This is a genomic window from Aeromonas sp. ASNIH7 (assembly GCF_002903485.1).
Classification (GTDB): Bacteria; Pseudomonadota; Gammaproteobacteria; order Enterobacterales; family Aeromonadaceae; genus Aeromonas; species Aeromonas caviae.
In genome coordinates this window covers 1,883,668-1,900,000 of the sequence record NZ_CP026226.1, presented here as the reverse complement: position 1 = coordinate 1,900,000, position 16,333 = coordinate 1,883,668, and the positions used below count along the sequence as shown (strand labels likewise).

Below are 16,333 nucleotides of genomic sequence, written 5' to 3'. Positions count from 1 at the left end.
GTCGGTAAGAGACATTACGACTCACGGATTTCCGAATGGGGAAACCCACTTAGCATAAGCTAGGTATCGCTACGTGAATACATAGCGTAGCGAGGCGAACCGGGAGAACTGAAACATCTAAGTACCCCGAGGAAAAGAAATCAACCGAGATTCCCTCAGTAGCGGCGAGCGAACGGGGATTAGCCCTTAAGCATCTTGGAAGTTAGTGGAACGGTCCTGGAAAGGCCGGCGATACAGGGTGATAGCCCCGTACACGAAAACGACCTTGATGTGAAATCGAGTAGGGCGGGACACGTGACATCCTGTCTGAATATGGGGGGACCATCCTCCAAGGCTAAATACTCCTGACTGACCGATAGTGAACCAGTACCGTGAGGGAAAGGCGAAAAGAACCCCTGTGAGGGGAGTGAAATAGAACCTGAAACCGTGTACGTACAAGCAGTGGGAGCCCTTCGGGGTGACTGCGTACCTTTTGTATAATGGGTCAGCGACTTACATTTTGTAGCGAGGTTAACCGTATAGGGGAGCCGTAGGGAAACCGAGTCTTAACTGGGCGTCTAGTTGCAAGGTGTAGACCCGAAACCGGGTGATCTAGCCATGGGCAGGTTGAAGGTTGAGTAACATCAACTGGAGGACCGAACCCACTAACGTTGCAAAGTTAGGGGATGACCTGTGGCTGGGGGTGAAAGGCCAATCAAACTCGGAGATAGCTGGTTCTCCCCGAAAGCTATTTAGGTAGCGCCTCGGACGAATACTACTGGGGGTAGAGCACTGTTTGGGCTAGGGGGTCATCCCGACTTACCAACCCCATGCAAACTCCGAATACCAGTAAGTAATATCCGGGAGACACACGGCGGGTGCTAACGTCCGTCGTGAAGAGGGAAACAACCCAGACCGCCGGCTAAGGTCCCAAAGTTCTGGTTAAGTGGGAAACGATGTGGGAAGGCTTAGACAGCTAGGATGTTGGCTTAGAAGCAGCCATCATTTAAAGAAAGCGTAATAGCTCACTAGTCGAGTCGGCCTGCGCGGAAGATGTAACGGGGCTCAAACCAGGCACCGAAGCCGCGGATTCACGCTAAGCGTGAGTGGTAGGGGAGCGTTCTGTAAGTCTGCGAAGGTGTATCGAGAGGTATGCTGGAGATATCAGAAGTGCGAATGCTGACGTAAGTAACGATAAAGGGGGTGAAAAGCCTCCTCGCCGGAAGACCAAGGGTTCCTGTCCAACGTTAATCGGGGCAGGGTGAGTCGACCCCTAAGGCGAGGCCGAAAGGCGTAGTCGATGGGAAGCAGGTTAATATTCCTGCACGACTTGTAATTGCGATGGGGGGACGGAGAAGGCTAGGTGGGCCAGGCGACGGTTGTCCTGGTGAAAGTGCGTAGGTGGTGTTTCTAGGCAAATCCGGAGACACAACACTGAGACACGAGACGAACGCACCACGGTGCGGAAGCCATTGATGCCCTGCTTCCAGGAAAAGCCTCTAAGCTTCAGATTACAAGTCATCGTACCCCAAACCGACACAGGTGGTCGGGTAGAGAATACCAAGGCGCTTGAGAGAACTCGGGTGAAGGAACTAGGCAAAATAGAACCGTAACTTCGGGAGAAGGTTCGCTCTTGATGGTGAAGTCCCTCGCGGATGGAGCTGTCGGGAGTCGCAGTGACCAGATGGCTGGGACTGTTTATCAAAAACACAGCACTCTGCAAACACGAAAGTGGACGTATAGGGTGTGACACCTGCCCGGTGCCGGAAGGTTAATTGATGGGGTTAGCGCAAGCGAAGCTCTTGATCGAAGCCCCGGTAAACGGCGGCCGTAACTATAACGGTCCTAAGGTAGCGAAATTCCTTGTCGGGTAAGTTCCGACCTGCACGAATGGTGTAACCATGGCCATGCTGTCTCCACCCGAGACTCAGTGAAATCGAATTCGCCGTGAAGATGCGGTGTACCCGCGGCTAGACGGAAAGACCCCGTGAACCTTTACTACAGCTTGGCACTGAACATTGAACCTACATGTGTAGGATAGGTGGGAGGCTTTGAAGGCGTGACGCCAGTTGCGCTGGAGCCGTCCTTGAAATACCACCCTTGTATGTTTGATGTTCTAACGCAGGCCCATGAATCTGGGCCGCGGACAGTGCCTGGTGGGTAGTTTGACTGGGGCGGTCTCCTCCCAAAGAGTAACGGAGGAGCACGAAGGTTGGCTAATCCTGGTCGGACATCAGGAGGTTAGTGCAATGGCATAAGCCAGCTTAACTGCGAGACGGACAGGTCGAGCAGGTACGAAAGTAGGTCATAGTGATCCGGTGGTTCTGAATGGAAGGGCCATCGCTCAACGGATAAAAGGTACTCCGGGGATAACAGGCTGATACCGCCCAAGAGTTCATATCGACGGCGGTGTTTGGCACCTCGATGTCGGCTCATCACATCCTGGGGCTGAAGTCGGTCCCAAGGGTATGGCTGTTCGCCATTTAAAGTGGTACGCGAGCTGGGTTCAGAACGTCGTGAGACAGTTCGGTCCCTATCTGCCGTGGGCGTTGGATGATTGAAGGGAGTTGCTCCTAGTACGAGAGGACCGGAGTGAACGAACCTCTGGTGTTCGGGTTGTCACGCCAGTGGCACTGCCCGGTAGCTAAGTTCGGAATCGATAACCGCTGAAAGCATCTAAGCGGGAAGCGAGCCCTGAGATGAGTCATCCCTGACCCCTTGAGGGTCCTAAAGGGCCGTTGGAGACCACAACGTTGATAGGTGGGGTGTGTAAGCGTAGCGATACGTTGAGCTAACCCATACTAATTACCCGTGAGGCTTAACCATACAACACCCAAGAAGTGTTTCTGGCCTTGTAGCGAATGAGCGAACTACTTACAAATTCAGTGGTAATGACAAGCAACTAGCGAAGTCGTTATTCACGTCAGCTTTCTGGATTAAGATTTTGCCTGGCGGCAATAGCGCAGTGGAACCACCTGACCCCATGCCGAACTCAGAAGTGAAACGCTGTAGCGCCGATGGTAGTGTGGCATTCGCCATGCGAGAGTAGGACACTGCCAGGCACCCAATTTTAGATTACGCATTGAGCGTGGTCTTTACCGGTTAGTGTGCTGATATGGCTCAGTCGGTAGAGCGCATCCTTGGTAAGGATGAGGTCCCCAGTTCGATTCTGGGTATCAGCACCATTTTCAAGCAGTACAAGCTTTTGCCTGACGGCAATAGCGCCGTGGAACCACCTGATCCCATGCCGAACTCAGAAGTGAAACGCGGTAGCGCCGATGGTAGTGTGGCATTCGCCATGCGAGAGTAGGACACTGTCAGGCACCTATTCAGAAGAGGCCTCCCATACGGGAGGCCTTTTTGCATTTCTGTCCTCCCGCCTCAATTCCCTGCTTCTATTTCAGTAAAAATGCTGGGCTATCAAGGGATTGCTCGTTACTCTTTAGCCGTTGCCCGATGAACACGTGATGCTGCCTGCGAGGTATTGATGGCTACGTTGAAGGAAATTGCACAGGAGGCGGGGGTATCGCTTGCTACCGTATCCCGTGTGCTGAACGAGGATCCCAGCCTGAGCGTCAAGGACGAGACCAGGCAGAAGATCTTCGAGATTGCCGAGCGGCTGGAGTACAAGACCAGCAGCGCCCGCAAAGGAGTGCACAAGAGCAAGCTGCAGCTCCTGGCTGTCTACGCCTATCCCCAGAGCACCGAGGTCAACGATCCCTACTATCTGGCCATCCGCTACGGTATCGAGACCCAGTGTACCCGCCTCAACATCGAGCTGGCCCACTGCTACAACGGTGCCGAGGGGCGTGAGCTCTCTGCCGTCGATGGCATCCTGGTCATCGGCCATCTGCCGGAAGAACGGCTGGCCGTGCTGCGCGGCCTGTCTGCCCAGCTGGTGTTCGTGGATTGCCGCTCTCAGGGGGATTTTGACTCGATTGACGTTGATTTGGCACTCATCAGCCAGCAGGTAGTGGACTTCTTCATCGCCGAGGGCCATCAGCGCATCGGCTATATCGGTGGCCAGGATGATGGCCCGGATCTGCGGGAACTGGCTTTCCGGGATTATGGCCAGCGGCTTGGCGTGGTACAGGAGAGCGACCTCTATCGCGGAGACTTCTCCAGCGCTTCCGGCTACAAGCTGGCGAAGGAGATGCTGGCCGGTGACTGGCCCAGGGCGCTGTTTGTCGCCTCCGACTCCATCGCCATCGGTGTGCTGCGTGCCATCCACGAGAAGGGACTGGCGATTCCCCAGCAGATCGAGCTTATCAGCGTCAACGATATTCCGACTGCCAAGTTCACCTTCCCGCCGCTCTCAACGGTGCGGATCCACTCCGAGTTGATGGGCTCCCAGGGGGTCAATTTGCTGGTCGAACGGCTGCGTGACGAGCGTGATATTCCACTCCGGGTGCTGGTACCGAGCAAGTTGACCCTGCGTGGCACCACGCGCTGATTTTAGTAAAATACCCTGCATTTTAGTCGCACCATCTTGCGGTGGTGCGACACTCCTCCCAAGTACACTGCTTTGCCATATCATCCAATGACGTCACATCACATTGTTTTATAGTTGATTTTACTGTTATTCAGCCAGCTATCATCAACATCCATGCCACTCATCTATACCTTGCCCTCCTTTGTCTCCCGCTTCTGATCTCGCTCACAAAACCATCCGCTCACTGTGATCAGGTTAAAACTTTACCTATTCAAAACTGATATTTAGTAAATATTTATCTAGAGTTTACCCAGTTAACGTTGCCTTGTTCCGGGAGGACATGTGAATAACTGGGAAAACGTCCAATTCATTGGTGAAAACAGGCTGGCTCCGCGCGCCTACTTCTTCTCTTATGCCGATCACGGGCTGGCGGCCACCATGCAGCGCGAGCTGAGCCGCCGTTTTCTGAGCCTGAGCGGCCAGTGGCAGTTCCACTACTTCGACCATCCTCTGCAGGTGCCGGAGGCCTTCTATCACAGCCCCATGAACGAGTGGGGCCAGATCACCGTGCCCAACATGTGGCAGATGGAAGGGCATGGCAATCTGCAGTACACCGACGAAGGTTTTCCTTTCCCCATCGATGTGCCCTTCGTGCCGACCAACAACCCCACCGGCGCCTATCAGCGCAGCTTCACGCTGAGCCCGGCCTGGGACGGCGAGCAGGTGATCATCAAGTTTGACGGGGTGGAGACCTACTTCGAGGTCTATGTAAACGGCCACTATGTCGGCTTCAGCAAGGGGAGCCGCCTCACCGCCGAGTTCGATATCAGCGCCTACGCCAAGGTTGGCGAAAACCTGCTGTCAGTGCGGGTGATGCAGTGGGCCGACTCCACCTATATCGAAGATCAGGACATGTGGTGGATGGCGGGGATTTTCCGCGACGTCTACCTGGTGGGCAAACCGGCCGCCCATGTGCAGGACTTCTTTATCCGCACCGCGCTGGCCGATGGCAATCAGATTGCCGGCCAGAGCGCCACCCTGAGCTGCGATATCCAGCTGGAAAATCTTGGTGCGCCAGCCCGTGATCACCGTCTGGTCTGGTCGCTGCTGGATCAGGGCAGCGAGATCGCCAGCGGCTCGCTCGACCATCTCGCCATCGACGGCAAGTGTGATTGCCGTTTCACGCTGGATCTGGCCAACCCCCATCTGTGGAGTGCCGAAGACCCTTACCTCTACCAGCTGCAACTCTCCCTCTACAACGGTCAGGGCGAGCTGCTGGAAGTGATCCCGCAGCGGGTCGGGGTGCGTGAAATCACCGTCAAGGATGGCCTCTTCTACGTCAACGGCCACTACCTCAAGCTGCACGGGGTGAACCGCCACGACAACGACCACCTCAAGAGCCGTGCGGTCGGCATGGATCGGGTGGAGCGCGATATCGTGCTGATGAAGCAGCACAACCTCAACTCGGTGCGCACCGCTCACTACCCGAACGACCCGCGTTTCTACGAGCTGTGCGACCAGTACGGCCTGTTCGTGATGGCAGAGACCGATGTGGAGACCCACGGTTTTGCCAACGTCGGCGATCTCAGCCGCATCACTGACGATCCCTTCTGGGAGCCGGTGTTCGTGGATCGCATCGAGCGCCACGTGCACGCCCAGAAGAACCACCCCTCCATCATCATCTGGTCGCTCGGCAACGAGTCCGGCTACGGCTGCAACATCAGAGCCATGTACCAGCGCTGCAAGGGGATCGACCCGACCCGGCTGGTGCACTACGAAGAGGATCGCGATGCCGAGGTGGTGGATGTGGTGAGTACCATGTACTCCCGCGTCTCCCAGATGAACTGCTTCGGCGAGTTCCCGATGGCCAAGCCGCGTATCCTCTGCGAATACGCCCACGCCATGGGCAACGGCCCGGGTGGCCTGAGCGAATACCAGCAGGTGTTTGACCGCCATCCCCACATTCAGGGCCACTATATCTGGGAGTGGTGCGATCACGGCATTCTGGATCAGGACGAGCAGGGCCGCCCGGTCTACAAGTACGGCGGCGACTACGGCGACTACCCCAACAACTACAACTTCTGCATGGATGGCCTCATCTATCCGGATCAGACCCCGGGGCCGGGGCTGCGCGAATACAAGCAGGTGATCTGCCCGGTCAAGGTGCGCGCCCTGGATCTGGCGAGCGGCAAGCTGGCGGTGGAAAACCGCTACTGGTTCTCCACTCTCGACGACATCCGCCTGCTGGTCGAAGTGAAGGCCGAGGGCGAACTGCTGGCCAGCCAGCAAATCCGGCTGGAAGGGGTGGCCCCCGGTGCCACCACCGAGTTGCAGCTCGAACTGCCATCCCTCGATGGGCGGGAAACCTTCGTCCAGCTGCGGGTCATCAAGGCCAGTGCGACCCGCTACAGCGCGGCGGAGCACGAGCTGGGCCAGTACCAGTTCCAGCTGAAGGTATCGACTCGCCAGCTGCAGCCCTTTGCCAATCCCAACGCCACCCCGTTGCATATTGCCGATGAGCGCCTCACGCTGACCTTGAGCGGCAGCGGCTTTGCCCTGCGCTTCTCGCGCCTCGACGGCAAGCTGGTGAGTTGGCAGCAGGATGGTATCGAGCTCATCGAGCGAGCCCCGCGCCTCACTTTCTTCAAGCCGATGATCGACAACCACAAGCAGGAGTACGAGAGCCTGTGGCACCCGAACCACCTGCAGATCATGCAGGAGCACTTCCGCACCTTAAGCTGGCGCCAGCTGGGTGAGGCGGTCGAGGTAACGGTGGAGAGTCTGATCGCACCGCCGGTGTTCGACTTTGGCATGCGCTGCCGCTACGTCTATACCCTGAGCCGGAACGGTCAGCTGCACGTGGCTCTGTCCGGCCAGCCCTACGGCGGCTATGACGACATCATCCCCAAGATCGGCTTCGAGCTGGGCATTCGTCAGGATCTCGACCGGGTGCACTACTACGGTATGGGGCCGGGCGAGAACTATCAGGACAGCCGCCAGAGCAACTGGATCGACAGCTTCCAGAGCACAGTCAGCGAGATGTGGGAGCACTACCCCTTCCCGCAGGACAACGGCAACCGCCAGCAGGTGCGCTGGGCGACCCTGACCAACCGTCACGGCGCCGGTCTCTACGTGCGGCCTGATGCCCCCATCAACCTGAGCGTCTGGCCCTACAGCTGGGAGCACATCCATGCGGCGCAACACATCAACGAGCTGGAACCGAGTGGCTATCTCACTCTCAACCTGGATTACAGGGTGGTGGGGCTCGGCTCCAACTCCTGGGGCTCCGAGGTGCTGGACTCCTGGCGGGTGCGCTTCGAGCCGTTCAGCTTCGGCCTGACCCTGCTGCCCATCTCCCGTGGCAACCTCAATCCGGCTGCGCTGGCCGGGCTCGATCTCACCATCAACGGCGGGAGGAACCTCGCATGATCACCCTGGACAACCTGACCCTGTTCAAAAACATCTACCGGGAGGGCAAGAAGTGGGGCCGCTGCGTGGAGGCCATCAACAACCTGCCGAACCTCAAGCCCGGCATCTGTCACTCCATCGGTGACTCCCTCACCTACCGCTTGCAGGAGGGGGCCAGCCCGGCCACCTCGTTGTTCGAGGGGCAGCGCCGCTACTTCGACGTTCACTACTACCTGGAAGGGGAAGAGACGGTGGAGTGGGCCCCCAAGTCGGAGCTGGGGGTCGAGCAGGCCTATGACGACACCACGGACCGCGAGTGGCTGGCCGGTGAGGTGCGCGAGCGCCAGCAAGTCGGCAACGGTCAGGTGGTGATCTTCGAGAACGACGAGGCTTACCGGTTCGCAGGCGACAGCCCGGTGCGCAAGCTGATCATCAAGGTCACCGTCGAAGGCGGCTACTTCAAAAACAAATAACAAGCCGCCGGTTCTGCACTGACAAAGCCGGAAGGGCGGGGCTCACCCTACACATCATGCCCCGCTCTTTCGCGAGATAACTACAGGTCTGGAGATGTACCATGTCTGATTCCAAACGCAATACGATAGGCAAGTTTGGTCTGCTGTCGCTCACCTTCGCGGCGGTATTCAGCTTCAACAACGTCATCAACAACAACATCGAAATCGGTCTGGCCTCGGCCCCGATGTTCTTTCTGGCCACCATTTTCTACTTCATTCCGTTCTGCCTGATCATTGCGGAGTTCGTGTCACTGAACAAAAACTCCGAAGCGGGGGTGTATGCCTGGGTGAAGAGCTCCCTCGGCGGTCGCTGGGCCTTTATCTCCGCCTACACCTACTGGTTCGTGAACCTCTTCTTCTTTACCTCGCTGCTGCCACGGGTCATCGCCTACGCCTCCTATGCCTTCCTCGGCTACGAGTACATTCTCACCCCGGTGGCGACCACGGCATTGAGCATGGTGCTGTTTGCCTTTGCCACCTACGTCTCCACCAACGGCGCCAAGATGCTCGGCCCCATCACCTCGGTGACCTCGTCCCTGATGCTGCTGCTGACCCTCTCCTACATTCTGCTGGCAGGTGCGGCACTGGTGGGCGGCGTACAGCCAGCCGACCCCATCACGGTAGAGGCCATGGTCCCCGATTTCAGCTGGGCCTTCCTCGGCATCACCACCTGGATCTTTATGGCGGCCGGTGGCGCCGAGTCGGTGGCGGTCTACGTCAATGACGTGAAAGGGGGCTCCAAGTCTTTCGTGAAGGTGATCATCGTCGCCGGGATCTTTATCGGGGTGCTCTACTCCATCGCATCGCTGTTGATCAACGTGTTCGTCCACAGCGACACCCTGAAATATACCGGCGGCTCGGTGCAGGTGTTTGAAGGGCTGGCGGCCTACTTCGGCCTGCCGGAGATCCTGATGAACCGCTTCGTCGGTCTGGTCTCCTTCACCGCCATGTTCGGCTCCCTGCTGATGTGGACGGCGACCCCGGTGAAGATCTTCTTCTCCGAAATCCCGGCCGGCATCTTCGGCAAGAAGACGGTCGAGCTGAACGAGAACGGCGTGCCCGCCCGCGCAGCCTGGATCCAGTACCTCATCGTGCTGCCGCTGATGGTGATCCCGACTCTGGGCTCCAACACCGCTCAGGATCTGATGAACACCGTCATCAACATGACCGCTGCCGCTTCCATGCTGCCGCCGCTGTTCATCATGCTGGCCTACCTCAATCTGCGCCTGAAGCTCGACCACCTGCCGAGGGATTTCAAGATGGGCTCGCGCTCCACCGGCATCGCCGTGGTATCGGTGCTGATCGTCCTCTTCTCGGTGGGTTTCCTCGCCTCCACCTTCCCGACCGGCGCCGACATCATGACCATCGTCTTCTACAACGTCGGCGGGATCGTGATCTTCCTCGGCTTCGCCTGGTGGAAATACAACCGATACGAGGCCTCCCTCAGCGCCGAAGCGCGCGCGAAAGAGGCCGAGCCAGCGGCGCAGGTCGTCATCCAGCCGTCATGACCCCATCAAACCGGGTGGCCGTTGGCCACCCGCAAACCGTTGAACCAGAAAAGGAAAAGAGCATGAGCGAGACGATCGAGTTTGCCGAATTCAAAAGGGTCGAGATGAAGGTGGGCAAGGTGCTGGAGGTGGTGCGTCACCCCGGGGCCGACAAACTCTACATCGTCCAGATCGACGTGGGTGGCGAGCGGCCGCTGCAGACCGTCACCAGTCTGGTGCCTTACTACAGCGAAGAGGAGCTGATGGGCAGCGAGGTGGTGGTACTGACCAACTTGAAACCCACCAGGATGCGCGGCGAGCGTTCCGAGTGCATGTTGCTGTGCGCCGAGACCCCGGACGAGAGCCAGAGCGTGCTGTTGCAACCGCGGGTGCCGATGGCGCCGGGCACCCCCATCGTCTGACGGGTATTGCGAGCCGGTGCGGGAGACGGCACCGGTTCACCAACGAGGTCGTCCACGCGGGCCGATCATAACAAGAGAGTAACGCGCGGGGCCGACAGACCCTTGCCGAACACATCACTGAGTCACAGCGCTCCCCGCAGGGAGCGCGAGTCCATTGGAGGACACCATGTCTGAATCCGTACGCGGCACCATAGGCAAGTTTGCCCTGTTGTCGATGACCTTTGCCGCCGTGTTCAACGTGCGCAACATCGTCAACAACAACATCGAGCTGGGGCTCAGCTCCGCCCCCATCTTCCTGCTGGCGACCATCGTCTACTTCATCCCGTTTGTCTTCATCATCGCCGAGTTCGTCTCGGCCAACAAAAACTCCGAGTCGGGGATGTACGACTGGCTGAAAAAACCGCTCGGCACCCGGATGGCCTATCTGGGCTCGTTTCTCTACTGGTTCGTGAACCTGTTCTGGTTCGTCTCCCTGCTGCCCAACGTCATCGCCTACGCCTCCTACGCCATGCTGGGCTATGAGTACAGCTTCTCGCCCATGGTCACCTCGGTCATCTCCATCGTGCTGTTTGCGGCGGCGACCCATATCTCCACCAAGGGGGCGAGCTGGCTCGGCAAGATTGCGGAGATCGTGGCCTACGGGGTGTTTGCCCTGTTCGCCATCTATGTGCTGGGTGCCCTGATGGCCCTCGGTGGCGATCATGTGCCGGCCCAGCCCATCACGCTGGAGGCGATGACTCCCACCGTCAACTGGGCGACCCTCGGCATCATGTGCTGGATCTTCCAGGCGGCGGGCGGTGCCGAGACAGCGGCGGCCTACCTCAATGACGTGAAGGGGGGCCAGAAGTCCTTCATCAAGGTGATCATCAGTGCGGGTATCGTCATCGGTGCCATGTATGCGGTCGGTTCCCTGTTGGTGAACGTGTTCGTACCGCGCGAGAGCCTCACCTATGCCGGCGGCATGGTGGAGATCTTCACCGGCATGGCGCAGTACTTCGGTCTCTCCGAGGCGCTGGTGGGCCGCTTTGTCGGCGTGGTGCTGTTCATCGCCATGTTCGGCTCCATGATGATGTGGACCTCGGCGCCGGTGAAGATCCACTTCTCCGAGATCCCGCAGGGGGTTTACGGCGAGAAGACCACCCAGCTCAACGAGCACGGGGTGCCGGTGCGCGCCGCCTGGTGGCAGTTTGTCTTCGTGTTCGCGATGCTGGTGGTCAACGGCTTCGGCTCGGAATCCGTGCAGCAGATGATGAACACCGCCATCAATCTCACCGCCGGGACTGCCATGTTGCCGCCGATCTTCATCATGGTGGCCTACTTCGTGTTCCGCTGGAAACATGACGACACCCCGCGCGAGTTTCGCATGGGATCGCGCACCTTCGGGATGGGGGTGGTGTCGGTGCTGATCGCCATCTTCGTGGTGAGCATGAGCGCCTCCGCCTTCCCGGCCGGGGTGGATCTGGTGCGCGCCTTCTTCATCAACGTCTTCATGACCGCGGTCTTCTCGGCGCTGGCCTACTGGTGGATCTCCCGCTTCGAGAAGCGTCAGGCCCGCAAGTCAGGTGGCAACGAGAAGAAAGCGGGCAGCGGCCCCTTGGCCAGCCAGCGCTGACCGGCATGTGGCAAACAGGAGACGGGCGACCAGGGTCGCCCGTTTTTTGTTGGCCGGATCCGGGGCCGGAGGGTCAAAATCGTTTAGTTTTGCTGTGAGAATGTGCATTATCGTTTAACAAAATGAAACAAATGAAGCTGCCGCTCAACTTTGCACCACAGGGTGTTCGGGGTAAGCTTGTCCCTTCGTATCCGGGGTCGCCGCCTGATGACGCCTTCCCCGTGCCCTGTCGTCCCCATCCCGTGCGGGACGCGCTTTCTCTGGAGACTCCCCGTGCGTCTGGATCCTTTTACCTCTGTGCTGATTGCCGTGGTGGCCCTGGCCTCCTTCTTCCCCTGTGAGGGGCAGGTGGCCGTCTGGTTCGGTCTGTTGACCAAGCTGGCGGTGGCGCTGCTGTTCTTCATGCACGGTGCCAAGCTGTCGCGCCAGAACTTGCTGGCGGGCCTCGGCCACTGGCGACTGCATCTGGTGGTGATGGCCAGCACCTTCGTGCTCTTCCCGCTGCTGGGGCTGCTGCTCACGCCCCTGGTGCCCCAGTGGCTGAGCCCGGCCATCTACCTCGGTTTCCTTTACCTGTGCGCCCTGCCCGCCACCGTGCAGTCGGCCATCGCCTTCACCTCCATGGCGGGGGGCAATGTGTCGGCGGCGGTGTGCAGCGCTTCGGCCTCCAGCATCCTCGGCATCTTCCTCTCGCCGGTGCTGGTGGGGCTGATGATCAATGTGCAGGGGGAGGGGGTCGATACCTGGCACTCCATTCAGGCCATCATGGTGCAGCTGATGTTGCCCTTCGTGGTGGGGCACCTGTCACGCCCCCTCATCGGTGGCTGGGTCGACAGCCACCGGCCGCTCATTGGCAAGCTGGACCAGAGCTCCATCCTGCTGGTGGTCTATGTGGCCTTCAGCGAGGCGGTGGTGCAGGGGATCTGGCACCAGGTCGGCTGGTATGATTTGGCCAGCATCGTGCTGCTGAGCTGCGTCTTGCTGGCGCTGGTGCTGGGGTGGAACGTCTGGATCAGCCGTCGCCTCGGTTTCAACAGGGCGGACGAGATCACCATCGTCTTCTGCGGCTCCAAGAAGAGCCTGGCCAACGGGGTGCCCATGGCCAACGTCATGTTCCCCGCCGCCAGCGTCGGGGTCATGGTGCTGCCGTTGATGATCTTCCACCAGATCCAGCTGATGGTGTGCGCCGTGCTGGCCCGCCGCTACCGCGAGCAGGAGGCCCTGCCCCAGGTTCAGGAGGGGTAAGCGGTCCGGATAAAGAAGAGGGAGGCCATGGGCCTCCCTCTTTCGTTTGCCGCGTCGTCAGCGTTTGCGCCAGACGGTGAGCTGGGCCACCGTGTGCTGGTACTTGCGGGCGGTCTCGCGGATGACGAAGGGGACGTCCCTCGGGGGCATGTGCTCCTCGAACTCCTCCGCCAGCAGCCGTTGCAGCGCCTGATAGGTGCCGAGGGCCTCGCCGTTTTCCCGGATGCCGCCGAGCCAGTTGGCCTTGGGGGTGTAGTCGGTCAGCCAGGTGTAGGGGCTGGTGAGCACCAGCAGGCCGCCGCTGCGAAGGCGCGGAGCAATGTCCCGCAGGAAGCGGGCGGGCTCCCGCAGCCGGTCGATGAGGTTGGAGGCGAGCACCAGGTCGTAGTCGCCGTACTTGGGCTTGAGGTTGCAGGCATCCCCCTGGCTGAAGTGGACCCGCTCGCTCTGCTCGCGACCGAGCTCGTGGCGGGAGAGGCGCGCCTCGCAATATTCCACCAGATCCCCTTCCACCGGCACCGCGTAGCGGAAGCTGTCCTGTCTTGCCAGGGTCAGGGCCACGTCGATGAAGCGGGCCGAGTAGTCCACCCCGTCCACGTGGGCGAAGCGGCGAGCCAGTTCGAAGCTGGCGCGGCCGGTGGCGCAGCCGATGTCGAGCGCCCGGTCATGGCGGCCGCACAGCTCGCTGGCAAGACCGGCCAGAGCCTCGGCGTAGTTGGCGACCCCGAAGTGGTTCGGACCGTACTGGAAGTCGAGATACTGGGCGACGAGCGTGTCGGTTTCATAAGGGTTCACGATGACGGGCTCCTGATGGCGTGAGACCAGGTAGCGGAAGCCCGCGTGCTGGAAGAAGTGGCGACGGAAGGCGTAGCGGGAGGACTTGAGTGCCTCGTTGCCGGTGCTGATCCAGCTCCCGCCCTTGATGAGGGTGTGCTTGCCGTCGAAGGTGGGGGTGGAGAAGTCGTCGTAGAGGGGATGCACCTTGAACCCCTCGAAGCCGTCGATGGCGGTGCTGGTCCACTGCCAGACGTTGCCCACCAGATCGAAGAAGCTGCCCTGGGGGCAGGCATCCACCGGGCAGGAGGAGGCGAAGCGGGCCAGGTTGATGTTGCCGGGGGCCTCCATCCAGTCCGGCTGATCGCCGGCCAGTTGTTCCCGTAGCAGCATCCACTCCCCCTCGCTCGGTAGCTGGACGGGCAGGCCGGTCTGATCCGCCTTCCAGCGGCAGAAGGCGGCGGCCTCCAACTGGTTCACCTCCACCGGCCAGTCCCAGGGCATGGGGACCTGCTCGGTCATCAGCCGCAGTTGCAACTGCTCGGGTTCGAGGGGGTCGCCGACCCAGAAGGTGGGCATGCGGGCGTTGGCATACTGGCGCCAGCCCCGGCCCTCGTCGTCCCACCAGGCGGGCGCTTCATATCCGCCCGCCTGCACGAAGGCCAGGTACTCGGCGTTGCTCACCAGCATACGGCTGGCCTGGAAGGGGGCCAGCTCGATGTGGCGCTCGCCATATTCGTTGTCCCAGCCGTAGGTGGCATCCTGCTTGCCGAGGCGCACCTGGCCGCCGGCCACCGGCAGCAGGGTGTTGACGGGGACGGCGGCGAGATCGTGGCGCGCCTCGGGGCAGACCGGCCACTGGGGCTGGCTGCGCACCCAGGCCAGGGGCAGCTGGCGGATCAGCACACTGGAGGTCTCGAGGTGGATGCGCTCGTGCTCTATCCCCATCAGGATGACCCAGGCCGGGCTCTGCCAATGGATGGGCAGCTCGATCGGCATTCGCTCGATGAACTCACACACCAGGGCGCGCACCCGGCCGCGGTAGTCACGCAGTTCGGCCACCGTGGGCCAGTCGTAGTGGGTTTCGTCCAGATCGTCCCAGCTCATCTCGTCCACCCCGATGGCGACCAGGGCCTCGATGCGTGGGTCGAGCCGACTCTCGATGAGACGGGCCGCCAGCAGCTTGTTGACGAAGAAGGCGGCGGTATGGCCGTAGTAGAAGATGAGCGGGTGGCGCAGGGGGATCGCCTTGTTGAACCAGGCCCGCTCGTCGGCCAGGCAGTCGAACAGCGAGTCGTAGAGATCGAAGGTCTGGCAGAAGTAGGCGAGCAGCTCGCGGCGCTTGTGGTCGGGATCGTCGCCGGTCAGCAGCGGGGTGCGGGTGGGGGCAGGCAGGCCCGGATGGACGAATGAGTGGCTGGCTTGGGTCACGCTCTGACTCCTTGTTGATTCTGGCGGGTGAAGCAGCGATGGAGTGCTCTATACGCACCAGGTATCACTATTGGCTCAACGAACCGGGGCGGCAACCAAAAAAATGGGTCAACACCCCCCTTCGGGTGTGGTCAGATTGACCAGATTGTGGTCTGAATGACTCTTTGTTATGGACCCTTCGAGCCTCGAAATATTGAAATGGATAGATAAATCATGATGTTAGCCATATGGCACAGGGTTTGCTGATTGCCACTCACCTGCCGCGCCGTGCGGCAAAGAGGAAACGAGGAGTAGCGGGATGAAATGGATGCTGGGAGTGGTGCTGGCCCTGGGACTGACCGGATGCAGCTGGCAGGATGACGTCAAGGTGCGCGGGGAGGGGGCCGTGGTGGAGCAGCAGCATCCCCTGGGGCGGGAGGTGACCCGGGTGCTGGCGGGCGTGCCCGCCAACCTGTACCTGGTGGCGGGAGAGAGCCACACCCTCAGGGTCAAGGGGGAGGCCAACCTGCTGCCCTATCTGGTGCTCACCGAGAAGGGGGAGAAGCTGGAGATCGAGGTCAAGGATGGCTACCGGCTCGACCCCACCCAGCCGCTGGAGATCACCATCACCCTGCCGACGCTGCACGAGTTGGCACTGGCGGGAGTTGGCAACGGCACCTTGCGCGACTTCAAGGGGGATGATCTGGTGCTCTCCCTGGCGGGCACGGGGGACATCGTCGCCAGCGGGCTGACGCTGGATCGGCTGGAGGGCAACATCGCCGGGCTGGGCAACCTGGATCTGGGGCAGGGCTCCGCCCGGGTGATGGCGCTGAACATCGCCGGCGCCGGTGGTGTCAAGGGAGCCGGGCTCGCCAGCGAGGAGGTCGAGGTGAGCATCGCCGGCAGTGGCGAGGTCGAGGTGCGGGCCCGGTCGCGGCTCAAGATAGAGATCGCCGGTGCCGGAGCGGTCAACTACTGGGGCAGCCCAGCGCTGACCAGCGAGATCGCGGGCTCGGGCCAGGTGAGCCGGTTGGGGAGCTGATCCCATCATC

At 60.4% G+C, this 16,333-nt stretch carries 9 protein-coding genes, 1 tRNA gene and 3 rRNA genes (1 of these 13 cut by a window edge); 12 read left to right on the top strand and 1 reads right to left on the bottom strand.

Going from position 1 to position 16,333, the window contains the following annotated elements; all coding sequences use genetic code 11:
• The 11 genes from C2U47_RS08995 to C2U47_RS08945 all read left to right on the top strand — a co-directional run.
• Positions 1-2,805, top strand: a 23S ribosomal RNA gene (locus tag C2U47_RS08995); it begins 84 nt to the left of the window's first position.
• Between the two features lie 121 nt (positions 2,806-2,926).
• Positions 2,927-3,041 (top strand): 5S ribosomal RNA (gene rrf, locus C2U47_RS08990).
• A gap of 47 nt (positions 3,042-3,088) precedes the next feature.
• Positions 3,089-3,164, top strand: a tRNA-Thr gene (locus tag C2U47_RS08985).
• A 23-nt stretch (positions 3,165-3,187) separates the two neighbouring features.
• Positions 3,188-3,302, top strand: a 5S ribosomal RNA gene (gene rrf / locus C2U47_RS08980).
• Positions 3,303-3,466: 164 nt separating this feature from the next.
• Positions 3,467-4,432: a transcriptional regulator EbgR gene (ebgR, locus tag C2U47_RS08975; protein WP_041214116.1), complete on the top strand. Its 966-nt coding sequence runs from the start codon at positions 3,467-3,469 to the stop codon at positions 4,430-4,432.
• A 321-nt stretch (positions 4,433-4,753) separates the two neighbouring features.
• Positions 4,754-7,840, top strand: a complete 3,087-nt coding sequence (ebgA, locus tag C2U47_RS08970; RefSeq protein WP_049637046.1) for a beta-galactosidase subunit alpha — start codon at positions 4,754-4,756, stop codon at positions 7,838-7,840.
• On the top strand, positions 7,837-8,292 hold the full coding sequence (locus C2U47_RS08965; RefSeq protein WP_049637045.1) for a beta-galactosidase subunit beta: 456 nt from the start codon (positions 7,837-7,839) through the stop codon (positions 8,290-8,292). The genes ebgA and C2U47_RS08965 overlap by 4 nt, the downstream gene beginning before the upstream one ends.
• Positions 8,293-8,393: 101 nt before the next feature.
• The gene (locus C2U47_RS08960) at positions 8,394-9,839 is read left to right on the top strand and encodes an amino acid permease (protein ID WP_049637044.1); all 1,446 of its coding nucleotides are present in this window, start codon (positions 8,394-8,396) and stop codon (positions 9,837-9,839) included.
• Between the two features lie 62 nt (positions 9,840-9,901).
• The gene (locus C2U47_RS08955; RefSeq protein ID WP_026080427.1) at positions 9,902-10,240 is read left to right on the top strand and encodes a tRNA-binding protein; all 339 of its coding nucleotides are present in this window, start codon (positions 9,902-9,904) and stop codon (positions 10,238-10,240) included.
• 166 nt (positions 10,241-10,406) lie between these two features.
• Positions 10,407-11,852, top strand: coding sequence for an amino acid permease (locus tag C2U47_RS08950; protein WP_049637048.1), 1,446 nt, complete (start codon positions 10,407-10,409; stop codon positions 11,850-11,852).
• A gap of 273 nt (positions 11,853-12,125) precedes the next feature.
• Complete coding sequence (locus C2U47_RS08945) at positions 12,126-13,097, top strand: bile acid:sodium symporter family protein (protein ID WP_049637043.1); 972 nt, start codon at positions 12,126-12,128, stop codon at positions 13,095-13,097.
• A gap of 57 nt (positions 13,098-13,154) precedes the next feature.
• Here C2U47_RS08945 and ovoA read toward each other — a convergent pair whose 3' ends face one another.
• Positions 13,155-15,302: a 5-histidylcysteine sulfoxide synthase gene (gene ovoA / locus C2U47_RS08940; RefSeq protein ID WP_049637042.1), complete on the bottom strand. Its 2,148-nt coding sequence runs from the start codon at positions 15,300-15,302 to the stop codon at positions 13,155-13,157.
• A 298-nt stretch (positions 15,303-15,600) separates the two neighbouring features.
• Between ovoA and C2U47_RS08935 the strand changes: the two genes are divergently transcribed.
• The gene (locus tag C2U47_RS08935) at positions 15,601-16,323 is read left to right on the top strand and encodes a GIN domain-containing protein (protein ID WP_049637041.1); all 723 of its coding nucleotides are present in this window, start codon (positions 15,601-15,603) and stop codon (positions 16,321-16,323) included.
• The last annotated feature ends 10 nt before the right edge of the window (positions 16,324-16,333 follow it).

Excerpts from the sequence above, each read along its gene's own strand:
- ebgR (WP_041214116.1), top strand. The coding sequence starts at position 3,467 with ATGGCTACGTTGAAGGAAATTGCACAGGAGGCGGGGGTATCGCTTGCT.
- C2U47_RS08965 (WP_049637045.1), top strand. The coding sequence starts at position 7,837 with ATGATCACCCTGGACAACCTGACCCTGTTCAAAAACATCTACCGGGAG.
- C2U47_RS08960 (WP_049637044.1), top strand. The coding sequence starts at position 8,394 with ATGTCTGATTCCAAACGCAATACGATAGGCAAGTTTGGTCTGCTGTCG.
- C2U47_RS08955 (WP_026080427.1), top strand. The coding sequence starts at position 9,902 with ATGAGCGAGACGATCGAGTTTGCCGAATTCAAAAGGGTCGAGATGAAG.
- C2U47_RS08950 (WP_049637048.1), top strand. The coding sequence starts at position 10,407 with ATGTCTGAATCCGTACGCGGCACCATAGGCAAGTTTGCCCTGTTGTCG.
- C2U47_RS08935 (WP_049637041.1), top strand. The coding sequence starts at position 15,601 with ATGAAATGGATGCTGGGAGTGGTGCTGGCCCTGGGACTGACCGGATGC.